The 14,186-nt window shown below is 34.0% G+C and carries 17 protein-coding genes and 2 pseudogenes; 3 read left to right on the top strand and 16 right to left on the bottom strand.

Going from position 1 to position 14,186, the window contains the following annotated elements:
• The first annotated feature begins 227 nt into the window (after positions 1–227).
• Complete coding sequence (locus tag C1A05_RS08470; protein WP_102027767.1) at positions 228–857, top strand: lysozyme inhibitor LprI family protein; 630 nt, start codon at positions 228–230, stop codon at positions 855–857.
• A gap of 126 nt (positions 858–983) precedes the next feature.
• Here the strand turns inward: C1A05_RS08470 and C1A05_RS08475 are convergent, their stop codons facing one another.
• Positions 984–1,745, bottom strand: coding sequence for an MBL fold metallo-hydrolase (locus C1A05_RS08475; protein ID WP_102027768.1), 762 nt, complete (start codon positions 1,743–1,745; stop codon positions 984–986).
• 130 nt (positions 1,746–1,875) lie between these two features.
• Here C1A05_RS08475 and C1A05_RS08480 point away from each other — a divergent pair, with 130 nt between their 5' ends.
• Positions 1,876–2,286 carry an Lrp/AsnC family transcriptional regulator gene (locus C1A05_RS08480; protein ID WP_102027769.1) on the top strand — a complete coding sequence of 137 codons (411 nt, stop codon included), beginning with the start codon at positions 1,876–1,878 and terminating at the stop codon, positions 2,284–2,286.
• Positions 2,287–2,378: 92 nt separating this feature from the next.
• Here the strand turns inward: C1A05_RS08480 and C1A05_RS08485 are convergent, their stop codons facing one another.
• Positions 2,379–3,023, bottom strand: a complete 645-nt coding sequence (locus C1A05_RS08485; protein WP_102027770.1) for a YczE/YyaS/YitT family protein — start codon at positions 3,021–3,023, stop codon at positions 2,379–2,381.
• Between the two features lie 187 nt (positions 3,024–3,210).
• Here C1A05_RS08485 and C1A05_RS08490 point away from each other — a divergent pair, with 187 nt between their 5' ends.
• A complete protein-coding gene (locus tag C1A05_RS08490) occupies positions 3,211–4,083 on the top strand; it encodes a DUF1259 domain-containing protein (protein WP_102027771.1) in 873 nt (290 codons plus the stop codon).
• A gap of 89 nt (positions 4,084–4,172) precedes the next feature.
• Here the strand turns inward: C1A05_RS08490 and C1A05_RS08495 are convergent, their stop codons facing one another.
• The 14 genes and pseudogenes from C1A05_RS08495 to C1A05_RS08555 all read right to left on the bottom strand — a co-directional run bounded on the left by C1A05_RS08495 (position 4,173) and on the right by C1A05_RS08555 (position 14,060).
• Complete coding sequence (locus C1A05_RS08495; RefSeq protein WP_102027772.1) at positions 4,173–5,219, bottom strand: flavin-containing monooxygenase; 1,047 nt, start codon at positions 5,217–5,219, stop codon at positions 4,173–4,175.
• Positions 5,220–5,470: 251 nt separating this feature from the next.
• Positions 5,471–6,640: an FtsW/RodA/SpoVE family cell cycle protein gene (locus C1A05_RS08500; RefSeq protein WP_102027773.1), complete on the bottom strand. Its 1,170-nt coding sequence runs from the start codon at positions 6,638–6,640 to the stop codon at positions 5,471–5,473.
• 66 nt (positions 6,641–6,706) lie between these two features.
• Positions 6,707–7,114: a GNAT family N-acetyltransferase gene (locus C1A05_RS08505; protein WP_102027774.1), complete on the bottom strand. Its 408-nt coding sequence runs from the start codon at positions 7,112–7,114 to the stop codon at positions 6,707–6,709.
• 113 nt (positions 7,115–7,227) lie between these two features.
• Positions 7,228–7,974: a hypothetical protein gene (locus C1A05_RS08510; RefSeq protein WP_102027775.1), complete on the bottom strand. Its 747-nt coding sequence runs from the start codon at positions 7,972–7,974 to the stop codon at positions 7,228–7,230.
• Between the two features lie 618 nt (positions 7,975–8,592).
• Entirely contained in the window at positions 8,593–9,237 is a 645-nt protein-coding gene (locus C1A05_RS08515; protein WP_102027776.1) for a hypothetical protein, read from the bottom strand.
• A gap of 143 nt (positions 9,238–9,380) precedes the next feature.
• A pseudogene (locus C1A05_RS18280) lies at positions 9,381–9,539 on the bottom strand (cytidine deaminase); the annotation flags it as partial.
• A 67-nt stretch (positions 9,540–9,606) separates the two neighbouring features.
• Complete coding sequence (locus C1A05_RS08525; protein WP_102027777.1) at positions 9,607–9,903, bottom strand: hypothetical protein; 297 nt, start codon at positions 9,901–9,903, stop codon at positions 9,607–9,609.
• 3 nt (positions 9,904–9,906) lie between these two features.
• Entirely contained in the window at positions 9,907–10,110 is a 204-nt protein-coding gene (locus tag C1A05_RS08530) for a helix-turn-helix transcriptional regulator (protein WP_145997301.1), read from the bottom strand.
• Positions 10,111–10,356: 246 nt separating this feature from the next.
• Positions 10,357–11,076 (bottom strand): dihydropteridine reductase, encoded by a 720-nt coding sequence (locus C1A05_RS08535; protein WP_102027779.1) that lies wholly within the window; start codon positions 11,074–11,076, stop codon positions 10,357–10,359.
• A 183-nt stretch (positions 11,077–11,259) separates the two neighbouring features.
• Positions 11,260–11,493, bottom strand: coding sequence for a helix-turn-helix domain-containing protein (locus tag C1A05_RS08540; protein WP_102027780.1), 234 nt, complete (start codon positions 11,491–11,493; stop codon positions 11,260–11,262).
• Positions 11,494–11,646: 153 nt separating this feature from the next.
• Positions 11,647–12,582 carry a sigma-70 family RNA polymerase sigma factor gene (locus tag C1A05_RS08545; RefSeq protein WP_159462039.1) on the bottom strand — a complete coding sequence of 312 codons (936 nt, stop codon included), beginning with the start codon at positions 12,580–12,582 and terminating at the stop codon, positions 11,647–11,649.
• Between the two features lie 310 nt (positions 12,583–12,892).
• Positions 12,893–13,031 (bottom strand): annotated as a pseudogene (locus tag C1A05_RS18285) (GNAT family N-acetyltransferase); the annotation flags it as partial.
• 19 nt (positions 13,032–13,050) lie between these two features.
• Positions 13,051–13,206 (bottom strand): hypothetical protein, encoded by a 156-nt coding sequence (locus C1A05_RS18020; protein ID WP_159462040.1) that lies wholly within the window; start codon positions 13,204–13,206, stop codon positions 13,051–13,053.
• 440 nt (positions 13,207–13,646) lie between these two features.
• Complete coding sequence (locus C1A05_RS08555; protein ID WP_102027782.1) at positions 13,647–14,060, bottom strand: hypothetical protein; 414 nt, start codon at positions 14,058–14,060, stop codon at positions 13,647–13,649.
• Positions 14,061–14,186: the final 126 nt, after the last annotated feature.

Below are 14,186 nucleotides of genomic sequence, written 5' to 3' on the forward strand. Positions count from 1 at the left end.
ATATAATACTGTATGACACACACTATTGTAAAGTGTATATTATTATATAAAATAAAATATTTGTATTAATATATCCAATTTCATAACGTTTCTTACAATTCAGGAAACGAGATCTTTATACTCTTCCAAAAACGGATAATTATGGTAAAGTATTTCTTGGCGGCTGATTCTATTTATTCATAGCAAACATTGAAGCAAGGGATTTTATAATAAGAGGAGGATTTATAATGGAAAAGAATAAAAAAATAATGCTCGCAATTGTTATGTTCGTATTCATGCTGGTCTTAGCAGCATGTGGAAGTTCATCGGATAAATCAAACGATGCAGTGGACGGCGAGTCTAAAAAGAACGTTTCATCAGAGGAGAACACGGACAATACTTCAAATACCGACCCAACAAATGGTGCCTCTAACACCACAGAAAACACTCAAACAGAAAACACTGAAGAGGATGCAGCCAACGATACTACACCAGAAGAAGATACACCGACCACTGATGCGGTAGAAAGTCTGAAGGATGAATTCTCACTAAAATTACAGGATGCAAAGAATCGAGCTGAAGCACTAGAAGCAACAGATTCATCTACATACGCATTAAAAAAGGTAGAAAACGATCGCTGGGAAATTTGGGATAACCTATTAAATGAAATCTACGGGGTGTTACAGGAGCAGCTCTCACCAGAAGAAATGGAACAACTAAGAGAAGAACAACGAAGCTGGCTAACCTATCGAGACGATACCGCATTAGAGGCATCAAACAAATACAAAGGTGGCACACAGGAGCACTTAGAATATGTAGCTGTGCTCGCTAACGTTACGGAGGAAAGATGTTATGAATTGGTTGAGGCGTATATGTAATCCTACTTTTCTAACAATAGCTGTCCACCGGTCTTGTATGATGTAAAAAATGGATAAGAAGTGACGTTGAATGATGAAAGGCATTGCTGGATAGCAATGCCTTTTCTAATTTACGGTTTTTTTATCTTAAAATGAGTAAGCCTCACCGTCATCCGGTACAAGAATATTAGACAAGAATCCTTTTTCATCCGCAAAGCTTTTTAATTCTTCCCTTGATAAAGTCCAATGGTTTACAGCTTCCATATGGACGGCAATAATTTTTGCATTTGGTGCCGCCTTGTACACTTCATAAACATCATCCTTGCCCATAACTAGAGAGCCACCTTGATTGAATTGATTATCTCCAGCATTTAAGACAATTACTTCTGGTTGATGTATGTCAATTACTCCCTGAACTGCGTCATACCAAACTGTATCACCAGCAATATATAATGTTTTCTCTGATTCATGTGTGAAGACTACTCCACATACTTGACCAGCCATTTTAAGGACTTCCCCTCTTCCATGCTCACCTTTTGTTTTCTTTAATTGAATTCCATCAAAAACTGTATCCTCTGTTAGAATATCGACATTTTGAAAACCAGCGTTTCTTATTTCTGTCGCATCTTCTTCATTTTGAGAGAAGATTTTTATTTCTTTTGGTAAAACTTCTTTAGCAGCTTCATCCCAATGATCATAATGCAGATGAGTAACAATTACTGCATCTATATTTTGAATAATTGAATCAATAGTTGTTGGCAGGCTTACTAAAGGATTGTTCTGATCCTCTCGAGGTGCATTTGGAAACGGCGGATACGACCCTTTTTCCGCTAACATTGGATCGACTAAAAATCGTTTCCCTGCATACTCCACAACTAATGTTGCATTTCGAATTTGTTGTATATACATTTTCACAAACTCCTTTTCTTTTAAATTACCAGCTAACAATGTATATTCTATAATATGAGCCTATGGACGATACATAGATGAAATAAAGTATTTTAGCGGTTTTACTTTATTTATGAAAGGAGTTTACAAAATGTTAGATAATACGGATTTTCTTATATTAGATGAACTGTCCAAAAATAGCCGGATTACCATGAAAGAATTAGGTGAGAAAGTCCATCTTACTGGACCAGCTGCATCAGCAAGAGTAGTTAAATTAGAGGAGAATCATGTTATTGAGGGGTACACTATTAAAATAAATCAAGAGGAAATAGGATTTTTGGTTCATGCAATGATTCACATTTATACGAAAAACACAAATCATCAACCCTATTTGTCTTTTATTGAAAAACAAAACCCATATGTTATGAACAATTACAAGGTTAGTGGCGAAAGCTGTTATCTCCTCGAATGCAAATTTCCATCCAATGAAGTCTTAGATGAATTCTTAACTAACTTAAGTAAATATGTTAGTTATAAATTATCTATTGTGATAAATAAATAGTGCTAAGAGCAAGAGAGCAGCATGGAGCTAATCTCTTGCTCTGCACCCGGATTGGTGGGGAAATCCCGCCCCATCACCTCTTAAAATATCCCCTAAACACTAACCTCCGTACTCTGCTTCACCTCAACCTTTCGTTCAATCAAAGCTAAAATTCCTTTAAACTTTTCAAACGTATATGCAAACACTGGGCTTTGAATGAAGGTAAAGATAAAGGTAAACCAAAAGACAGGGCCACCTAGTATTAAACCAAGCACTAACACAAGGCTTTCTACAATAATACGAATCCGACCAATTGGCGCTCCTAGCTTATCAGAAATGGATAGCATGAAACCATCCCTAGGACCAGCTCCGACTTCTGCGGAATTGTACAAGCCACCGCCAATTCCCATCGTAATGATTCCAACAATCATTACGACCATATCGGTCCATGTATGACTCGCTTCTGGTAGAAAATCAATCCATAAAAACAAATCCACAAACGCGCCAACACCAACTCCATTTATAAAAGTACCTAATTTAATATAACTTTTATCCAAAATCCATGAAACGATGATTAGCAAAACGGAGATGATTATTGCCCATGAGCCAATGGATAAACCTAGCTTTTCAAATAAAGCAACATTCAACACATCCCAAGGGTGTACCCCTAAATGCTGCATTTGCAGTGAAATACAAATACCATAACTAAAAACAATGAGTCCAGTCATATAAAATAACCAGCGAATTGTAAGAACCATATAATCCCTTCTTTCTGTATTACCCATATCATAATATGTCTTGCGAAAATAGAAAAGAATGTTGTCTTATTAGGACAAAACCTACTACCAGAAAATTTACAAATCTAGTCAATCGCCTTATCCTCCATAGATATTCAGCCATAGGATAGAGCATCTGGTATTGCAATTCCTAAAGGAGGTAATTATTTTGGGTAAAGGTGAACAGGATGTAACAAAGCTTTGTGAGGAATTTGGTAAGATATTAGATTCTACTTCCAGCTTTGAAAATGGAGTTTGTTTAGCCACACGGTCTAGGACCAATCTAAAGCCTACTGTGTTAGGTAGAAGAGCCGATTCATTTATGTATATTCCACAGGCGTTTTCGTTTGAAAACCTTGATAGTCAAGGGAGAGCACTATGCTTGGGGGAAACCGTAATTCTGGAGAGTGAAATTAATCCTTTCCTTACTAGACTTCGAAAGCACGGCATTATCGTTACTGCTATTCATAATCACTGGCTTTTTGATGAGCCTCGCCTAATGTATATGCACTTTGAGTCTATTGATCAGCCGTTGTCTTTTGCTAAAAAGGTGAGAGATGCTCTTCGGGTGTTAACAAGTAGAGAAATCGTCGTCCCACGTAAAACAAAGCATACGAATAAAAACCAATCCAAGCTATGTGATACCTTTAGCGAGATTTTGGATGGAGATATGCACACATTCGAAAATGGTCAATGTATCGTCATGCGGGCTCGTAACAACATTCGTCCCGTTGTGCTAGGAAGACGGGGGCAATCCTTCCTTTTGGTGCCTCAAATGTTTACCTTTGAATCCATGACGAAGGATGGAAAGGCTTTATGTGCTGGTGAGACTGTAATTCTTGAAGATGAGATTAATCCTTTTATATCAAAACTAAGAGAGCATAACATTATCGTAACTGCTGTGCACAATCATTGGCTATTTGACGATCCACGTCTGATGTATATGCATTTTGTAAAGATTGATGAGCCATTACATTTTGCGGAGGATGTTAGCGATGCCCTGAAGGTGTTAACAGATGCAATAGTTCAGGGATCTAAGTAACGACAAAAAGGTCAAGAGCGAACCTATTCCTCCTGACCTTTACATAATTGTGATTCCCGAGTTCGTTCCTGATATTATGTAGCCCTGCTTTATAACAAATCCCCATCCGTTATTTTACGTACAATATAACTTGCGTCCTCTCCAACACCTTGTAATAATGCAGAACCACGTCGATATTGCCAAGGTAAACCGATAAAATATAATCCTTTTATTTTCGTTTCTCCCCGATTATGTATTACTTTTCCTTCCTGATTTAAAACCCCATCGATTTTTAACCAAGGATAAGTACTTTTAAAGCCAGTAGCCCATATGATATTACGAACTTTTAATGAGGGGTCAGCTTCAAAAAATATCTCACTCATTTTTGCACCAATTACCCTTTGCTTCATAATTATTTCTTTATTCTTGATGGCCTGTTTTAATTCTAGACCAAAAATAGGGTCTCCCTTTTTTTGAATGATCTTTCCTAATAACGAATGTCTGTTCACTTTTAAAACACCTAACTTATCAAACCACCAAAAAATACTTTTATGATTTATTTCTAATGGTAAATACACGGGCTTCTTGCTAACGGCTAAATAGGTTTCTTTGACTTTAGAAAGTTCAACTGCAATTTGTGCACCACTATTACCTCCACCTACTACTAAAACATTGCCCTCTACTAATTGATTGGAATTCTTATACTGAGATGAATGAAGCTGTAGAACATTAGTAGACAGCTCTTTTGAGAAGTTCGGGATTTTCGGCGTTTGGAATGGACCCGTTGCAACGATTACATTCTTCGCTTTGTATTCCCTTTGATTCGTTTCAATAAGGAATTCATCATTTTCTTTAGCAACATTTATTACCTCTTCATTAAGGTGAATTGGAAATGTATATGTTTCTACATATTTCTTTAAATAATCTACAACTTCATCTTTCGTAGGACAGCCTTGTCCATCGCCCTCAATTGGTAATCCTGGTAACGAGCTATACATTCTTGGTGTAAATAAAAGTAAGGAGTCGTATCGATCCTTCCATGACTCTCCGATTTCCCGAGCTTTATCAATAAGTAAAAATTCCTGATTTTCCTGTTGTAGGTAGTAAGCAATAGCCAAACCAGCTTGACCCGCACCAATAATAATGGAATCGTACATATACTCACCCTTTACATATATGAATAGATAATCATATATTCATATTAGTGGATGTTTGGTGCTATTACAATATCGGGTAGATATAATTTACAAATAAATAATATTAAATTTCTTTCCCACTACTTTCCTTGCCACCTAAATGACATTCATCCTAAAAAAAATAGTGAAAAGAAGAACAGCAAATAGTATTACAATCACACTAAAAATTACCTTTATCTTTTTTTGCAAATTATCATTCCGCATTTTTTCACCTACTTAAATAAATAACTCTTTTGTTTTATGTATTCACGTTTAACTAAGTAAATAAGAGAGAAGCCGAATAAGGAAGCTAAAACGGAGCTACCACCATAACTAACCATCAGTAAAGGAATTCCTGTAATCGGCATTAGCCCTACAGTCATTCCGATATTCTGAAATGTATGGATGAAAATTAGGGCACCAAAACCAATACATAATAGTGCACCAAAGATATTTGATTTATGTATCTCAATAGCTAATAGAATAACTTTATATATTAATAAAAAATAAAGAACGATCACAAACGACGCTCCAACAAAACCAAATGATTCACCAATAACTGAAAAAATAAAGTCCGTTTGTGCTTCAGGAATATAAACCTCATTCTCCTTAAGTCCTTTTCCATATATCTGTCCAGACCCGATTGCTAATAATGATTTTGTAATATGATATTCTTCATCAGAAGAATCTTGCGAAGGTTCCATCCAAGTGGTTATACGATCCATTTGATAATCTTCAATATGGAAGATTGATTGTGCTTTATCAGGATAAAAAAAGAATAAAGAAAAAATACTTACAAGAATAATAATTGTTGAAAAAATAATTATAAATAGTAATCTCCAGTTTATACCAGAAATTAAAATAAATATTCCAGTTATAAACAGAAAAACCATAGAGGAGCCAAAATCGGGTTGCTGTAATATTAAGGCGATAGGTAATAAACCAATTAATAATAACTTTAACAAAAGAAAAATATCGCTTTTTACAGTTGGTATTTCATACTTATTATTGTGCTTAGAGACTACAGATGCACAATACAATATGGTTGTAACTTTCGTGAATTCTGATGGCTGAATGGTAACACTACCAAACTTAAACCAACTTTTTGCATTGTTTATGACTGGAGCGAATGATTCTGGGGTGATTATTAGTATAAGCAATGATAGTAATCCAATGATGTAGAACATCATGCTCATTGATTGAAGTTGTCTTAAATCAAAGAATTGAAAAACGATTAATATAAATATACCTAATAGAAACCAAATAGCTTGCTTAACAACAAAATTGCTTCCAGCATATTGCCCAAATTGTTGCGCATTATAAATAGCTATTAAGCTAATAAACATAAACAGTAGTAGTATCATTATTAAATCGAATTGTATGAAATTTTTATGTTTTTTCATATGAACATCTACCCAATCTTTATGTTTATTCTTGTAATAAGAAAATAAATAAAAAAGGATTTTCTTTTAACTCTTATATATACATTGAAAACGTTCCACGCCTGGATACTTTTCACCTAAACTCGTTATTTTGAATCCAATTTTTTTATAAAAGTTTACAGCATCTTTATCGGTTTCAGCAGTCATTATTGATAATGAATACTCTTCCATAATAAATCGAATCATTTTACTTCCTATACCTTTACCTCTAAGGTTAGGAGACACTGCTATATGTTTAATTTCACAATAACTTGGACTAATAAACTCTATTCCAATACATCCAACAACCTGATCTTCAAACTCATATCCATACAACTTCCTAGCTGACGATTGGATATATAGTTCGCATTCTTGCTCCACATACTTTTCTGAGGTAGCAAAGGATAAAAGTTTCTTTATATTAGCTGGAATAGAATTTAATTTAATTTCTAGCATAAGCAATCCACTCCTTGTATCAACCTCTAAGAGCCACACTTCAACAAAATTGCCAAATCCGTGTAAAAGGAAAAAAACACAATTATTAGCTCATACTAGTCACCGTTACTCCGTTACTTAAATAATGTTTCTACTTCAAAAAACTCCGTCAAAGATTTCTTTCTACCTTCGTTATGCCAAATATGATACTCCTTGAAAATATGTCCAATGTCATAAGCTTTTTCTTCAACTAAGTATTTTACGGTAAGAAAACTCCTCCAATAATCAAACATTATACTAGTTAAAGAACCTTGGTAACTTGCATTCCCAAAATCATCCAAAGAATGGCTCCCATATTTGTCTTTAAACAAATCTACCAATTCTATTTCTACATTTGCTATCTCATTAAACTCTCGTTCACTCAAAATGAATTTTCTTGATAAATAATCACACATACCCTCTTCAAACCAAATACTATCTTCCCTTTCATCATCAAATTCATCAACGAATAGTTCTGAATGGTGAGTAATTTCGTGTCCTACTATAGTAAATAATTGATTCTCGGACATATTTGCATAAAACTTCTCTATTTTATCGTTCTTTATTCCGTCTAACTGTTTGATAAACAAGCTCCTCCATTTTGATAAATCAGGAGAAAAGTAAATAATATCTTTATTTGTAAAAGCCGGAATAGGAATATTCGAAAAAACGGTTGTGGCTAACTCTTCTGATGTCCAAACAATTGCTTTAGGTAAATTTTTAAGTTCAAAATTTTTCTCCAATATAAGCTGATATTCCTTTATTCTCTCATTAAATCTTTCAATCAAGTTCTGATACTTTTCATATTCCTCCTTGGTTTCGAAGGCATATATCTGTTTCATTAGAAAACACCCTTTATCCTTTAGTAACTAAACTACTCTACTGTCTCTCTTCTCAACAAATAGCAAGATTAGAGTTGCCAGTGGACCTAGTACGAGGGAAAGCAAAAACCAGTTCAAACCCGTTCTGTTCTTCCCTTATGCAAGTGCAGCATTAATCAACGCCAGTGTACCCCAACCTACAAAATAATGGTTTTCCATCAACTTCCTCCATTTGTAAAAAACCTCACAAATAAATACTAACATAATATTCCAAATATAATGTAAAAAAGTTGGCAAAACAAAAAAAAACGATCTAACATGATCGCACAGTTTATTTAAAGCTAAAGTATTTTCTAAAACTTTTCCCAAAGCCGCCCTTAAATAACCAAAGACATAGTAGACTTTCGCAAGGACAATGGCGACTTCACACCTTTCACATACTAAATAGGTATTCAATATTCTTGCTCGATAACTGTATTTCAACACTTATATACTTAATTCTCTTTATAAACTGAATTCTCATAAATAGAATCACTATTTGCACTTAAAGGGCAGTTGCAATTAATTTGTTAATAGAAAAAAAGCATCGTACAAATACGATACCCGTCAATCAAATGCTAGAAAAATAATAACCTATACTTAACCCTCTCTTTCTACAAAAATAGCAAGGTCCATTTCCGTATGTTTCGAAACGATCTTAGAAACAACATATTTTATATCGAATTTATCTTTTTCAAAGTGTTCCCCATCCCCAATTATTTCAATTTCGATATGTGGAAAAGAACCAGAAGGATGCAAGCTAATGGAAGACAGTTTATATCCCTTATCTTCTACTGTTTCTTTTGTAACTTCTGATAGCTCCTTGCTAAGCTCTGTCCACTTGTTTTCCACTTCTGTATTTAAATGTGGCAAAACTTCAAAATTCACTTCTACTTTCCCAAAATTCTCTTCCACTGCAAGACTTGTGATTAGCTCTGTTATGCCATCACCGTGTTTGTTTATAACCTTCTCATCTTCTACCATAATTCGAAATACATTTTTCCGATGATCAAATGAAAAGTTCTGCTTATAACCTTGATGAAGGAGTTCCTTTTTCACATTAAGCAAAAAAGATTCAATCTTTTTCTGTTCCTCTACCGAAAAACGTGGCTTTTCTTGTGCTTTTTCGGTAGCTGCTTTTGCTGATGTTTCTTCCTCCTTATTCAAATGACCATTTAATAAAGTATAAGTGAAAATACCACAAATAAAGATAAGCCCCAGCATCATAACAATACGTTTATTCATACCAATCCCCCCAATTTATGGAATTAGTTATTGGTATGCTTGTTTAAATTTGATTAGAACGTTTGTCGTAAAATAAGAACTCAAGTTCCAAAGCGCAATCATGCCACCAAAAAAGACTTATCCTTTTTGAAGAATGGTAAAAACTATTTGTCATAGGCTTTTAACCAATGATATGGTTGTAATTCTTTCAGTGTTTTGTAATCTAGTTTACCATTTGGATTAGTTACAGCTGCTTTTACATTCTCTCCCCAGTAAAAAAGTCTTTCTTGACATACACCACAAGGCGTTAAAACAGGAAATTCAGCATTTCCGTCTTCCCTTTATAAGTAGTACATAAGAAAAGACCCCTTTTCGAAGGTAAAATAAGATTCAATAATTTTTGCTGTTTTTAAAGACATAAGTGAATATACTTCCCAGAACACTTAAAGAAAGTACAAACCATAATAAAATATTAGGCAGATACTCAACAGGGATTATTTCAAATAAGTCCACAAGAATATATAGTAAAATAACTCCTATATATAAAACCCCGTACAATAAATTATTTCTTTTATATTGAATCTCTTTACCCCTTTCATCTTTTCCTTCCTCACTATCATTGAATTTTAAGATATACATTTGACTAATAAAAATTGTAATTAGAATTAAACCAGACAACCACAACATTTATCATTCCTCCTCTCCATAATCGAAAACGTCGGTAATTGATTTCTCAAATGCATTTGCAATTTTGAAGGCAAGAATTAGTGAAGGATTATATTTATTTTTTTCAAGAGTTGCAATGGTTTGGCGACTAACACCAACCTTCTTTGCCAATTGTACTTGTGTCCAACCTTTTTCCGCCCGATATATTACTAATCTATTGCGTAACACTAACACCACCTCTAATTATCATTGTAAAGTATTTCTTACATATTGTAAAATATTTCTTACAATAAACGAAAGCTATGATTATTCATCAAAAGAAACAATCCTTTAGAAGACAGCTTAAAATGAAAAAGGTGCTTTTCCCACTTAACGGAAAGCACCAATTCATAACGAAACCTTTTTGAAAAGTCTATTATTCTACTCATTTATTATTGTCTATCTATTTTTATCCATTTGGTAGTTACCTAATTATTACTTTGCAATATAAACAGAGGATATAAATTCATCCCGCACATCTTTACGCTTGTCGAGCATAATCTGTTCTGGCTCAATGCCCTGCTCCCGTAAAATCTCCATGTTTTGTGTCAGGAATTCGTCGCTACCTACAATATAGAAGATTCCACTTTTATCTGTAGCAAGATTTTTCACTTTCTCATAGTAGTCCTTACGATTGTCTACAAACTGAGATATGAACTTTTTGTCAGGAACAGATTCAAAAATATTACTAAATAAGAAGTCTTGTGATGAATCAATGTTTAGGGAATGAATTTTCTCCACGTTATCCGCACGTTCGAAATAATCAAGCACAAGCGGTCTGAAGGTTGCTAGACCGACGCCTGATGAAAGCAGATAAATATTTTTGTTCTCTCTTTTAAGCGGTACATTTGTATGCGTTTTAAAAATTGCAACTTTACTGCCAACCTCAAGACTTCTTAAAATGGTTTTAAACTCCGAGCATTGCTCTCTAATACGTGTCGTAATACCGATTGCATTTTCGTGTGGTAATGTACAAATTGACATATGACGAATCAGACTACGATTTGGTTTATCGCCAGCATTGAAGCCTTCCAGTGCAAAGTGGGTATGCGATCCTTCTTCCCAAGTAAAGTCTTCCGGACGGTCAAGCAGAAACGTTTTAACCTCAGGTGTTTCATCAATAATCTTATTTATTTTAGTCCAGTATATTTGCATTATTATTTCTCCTTAATCGTTGTTATCTTTATAATCTAATATATACTAGTTGAAAACGATTCTCAATTAAAATGATTGTCCGTTTTATAAGAAATCTCGGATAGCTTCGTGCAATCAAAAAAGCAGTTCCTCTTTACGTACATTTTCATATTATGTACATCAAAAAGAACTACTTCCTCAATGTTAATCCTCATCCTTAATATCAATGTCTTCTGGAATAGGCTCCTTCGCCCATTCTTCAACCAATACTTTATATTTTTCTAGCTGTTCGAAATGTGTTTTGAATTGTTCCTTAAAAATTAGAACCTCACCATTTTCATCGTGAATAACCCTTATCTTTCCTTGAACGATTAAATTTTTCAATCGATTTATCGAGATATTTAAATACTCCGCAGCTTCATCTATTGTTAAATACACTTGTTTCACTCCTACTACTAGATCGTTTTAAACTTCTAGCTCGTTATCTACACCAAATAGTTTAAGCGTATTTTATCATACATACTTACTTTTAGGATTATTTTCTCAAGGGTGAACTCACTAATTATAAGAAAGGTTTGTACTACATCCCTTTTATTCTCCATAAATATATCCGTTACGATGAACAGGCACTTCTAATTCATTTGCTACCGCTTCTAGTAAATCTTGACAGAAATAGTAGGTGCGTTTATTAACGATAACACTGGCGTCAATTTCCAGCTCAATCAAGCTATATACTGCATCTTTTTTACCTAGCTTCGTCATAACCACAACGACCGGTTTACCCCAGAGTATTTGGTATGTTGCTGTCATAGGCATTGGATCTTGTGCCCACCCTTCTAGAGAATGCTTTCGGATTGTTTCTTTACCATATTCATAAGACGTATGGACAATGTCATTAACAGCATTTTCATCAAGTAGACTAGCAATTGCATCCGGATCTCGCCGATTAAATGCATCCAGATAAATTTCGATAACAGGATCTGGTATCGAATTATCCCCAGACTTTAATGAAGACTGAAGTTTCTTTTCTTGATTAATCTTTTTCAAGTTCGCTCGAGCCCGATGTAGTAATGCCTTCACACTCCCCTCCGTTAACCCCATCATTTCAGCAACTTCATTTCCACGAAATTGAAATATGTCAAAAAGCAAAAGAACAGCTCGTTGTTTAGGCGTTAAATGTTTAACCAATTTCTCCATGGCTTCCCGAATTTCAAATGGATCGAGATCCTCATATTCTTCTTCAGCATTCTCTTCTAACGTAATAGGTTTTTGTTTTCGCTGATGATTCAACCACGTATTTGTAGCGATTCGAAATAGATATCTTTTTGGTAGCAACGGTTGAAAGATCCTTGGCAAAGCACTGTATGCCTTTATTAACGTATCCTGGACCAAATCCTCTGCATCCCAAGGCGAACCAGTAATCATCTTACAATATTTCCATAAGGCAGGCCGATGAGGTTTAATCAATTGATCAAATTTCATTTTCAAATCACGCATTTCTTCCGATACATTATCTAGATTATTCAATGACATTTCCTCCTTTATTTCTAGTTCATTATATAAACACAGTTAGGAGTAAAAAAGATACGGGGTAAATTAAAATTTCTCTATTTCAATTTATTTGTTCACTGTAATAGCGAGAAGGATGAATTAGTATAAGTTAACTTTTCACTTAATACGTTACTTCCATAAAAAAGAGCTGATCTCCTTCTCGAGAACAGCTAGTTTAATATAGCACTGAGAGTTCATTATTCAACCATTACTAAATGTTACATTTAAACCAAATCACGTAAAAGCAGATGAACTCTTTTCATGATTTAAAACAACTGGTTAATCATTTAGTATTTATCCAATAACCAATTTCACACTTTAAAACGTCCCAGATACTCCCGTGAAGGCTTGAAGTTTCAAAAGTCATTACCACCTTCATCAAAGATAAGAAAACGAAAACTATCTCTTTTTAAAAAATTGATATACCCCGCTGTTGTTGTACTATTAAATCCATTTTTCTAAAGTCCATCCTTCAACTAATTTCTTTTTAAGTTTCGTGTCATTCCAAGTTCCCCAAGGTGAAAGTCGCTCTTGTTCATGCGTTAACACTTCCACTTTATCTCTTTTCCATGTCTCATAATCAACAATATGCCAACACATAAATTCACCGTTAACTATACACCTATCCCTATACTTTTGAGGTAAAACAAATTCATTAGGTATAGGATAGTTCCCAACCTTTCTAACAATTCCTCTACTTAATGCTCTAGCTAAAGGAAAATGAATAAAGTATAACTCTTTCTGTTTTACTATATGATTTAATAAATCATATTTAATTTCCCCATGAGAACTTGGGTAATATACGGATTAGTGATCCAATTATCTTATCATGATGAACATATTGAAAAAACGCTAACCCATTTGAAGTTTCAATCTCAAAGACATCCCCAATGTTCAAACGTACCATTTTTTTTACTCTCCTCTATCTAAAAACACCTTTGCAATTATTCTACCAAATTGTTTAATCAACTCTCCTACTCCTTTACCTCCAAAGAATGAGATTTATTACTTTTTGAAAATATTTTATGTCCTTGAACAATTTAGATTAATTTACGATAAGTGTAACTGTCTATGAAAGTATAAATAAAACTAATACCAATGAAAACAAAAACTGAGGTTAATTCATATAAATTGTAATCTTGAACGTGCTCACTATAAAAAATTATTCCGAAAAGAAGTTTTCCAAAAGAATACCCAACCGCTAAAAAAATAATCATTTTAATCAGCAACTTATTAAAAAACTTCTCAATGATTAGGGTAAGAGGAAACATTATAACTCCAAAAACAAAACTCCCAACAATAAAACCATAAAAAATCAACGCAACACCAAAATCAATGTGTTCGGTTGAAGAGATTTTACTTCCTTCTAATAATTCTACCAGCCACGTTCCGAAACCATATAGGAATGAAAAAGTACTAAATAGTATCCAATGGCGAATGTATTTTAACTGCAAAAAAAACACCCCAATATTTCATCATTAAATAAGGATAATCCGCTTCTGCATAACATACTAAATTACACTTCTATTAATCTATTGCTTCCCACGAACTAATTTACTCCTTAATTCAACAATGCTAAC

Origin of the sequence: Salirhabdus sp. Marseille-P4669 (assembly GCF_900240405.1) — a bacterium.
In the GTDB taxonomy this organism is placed as follows: domain Bacteria; phylum Bacillota; class Bacilli; order Bacillales; family Alkalibacillaceae; genus OEQK01.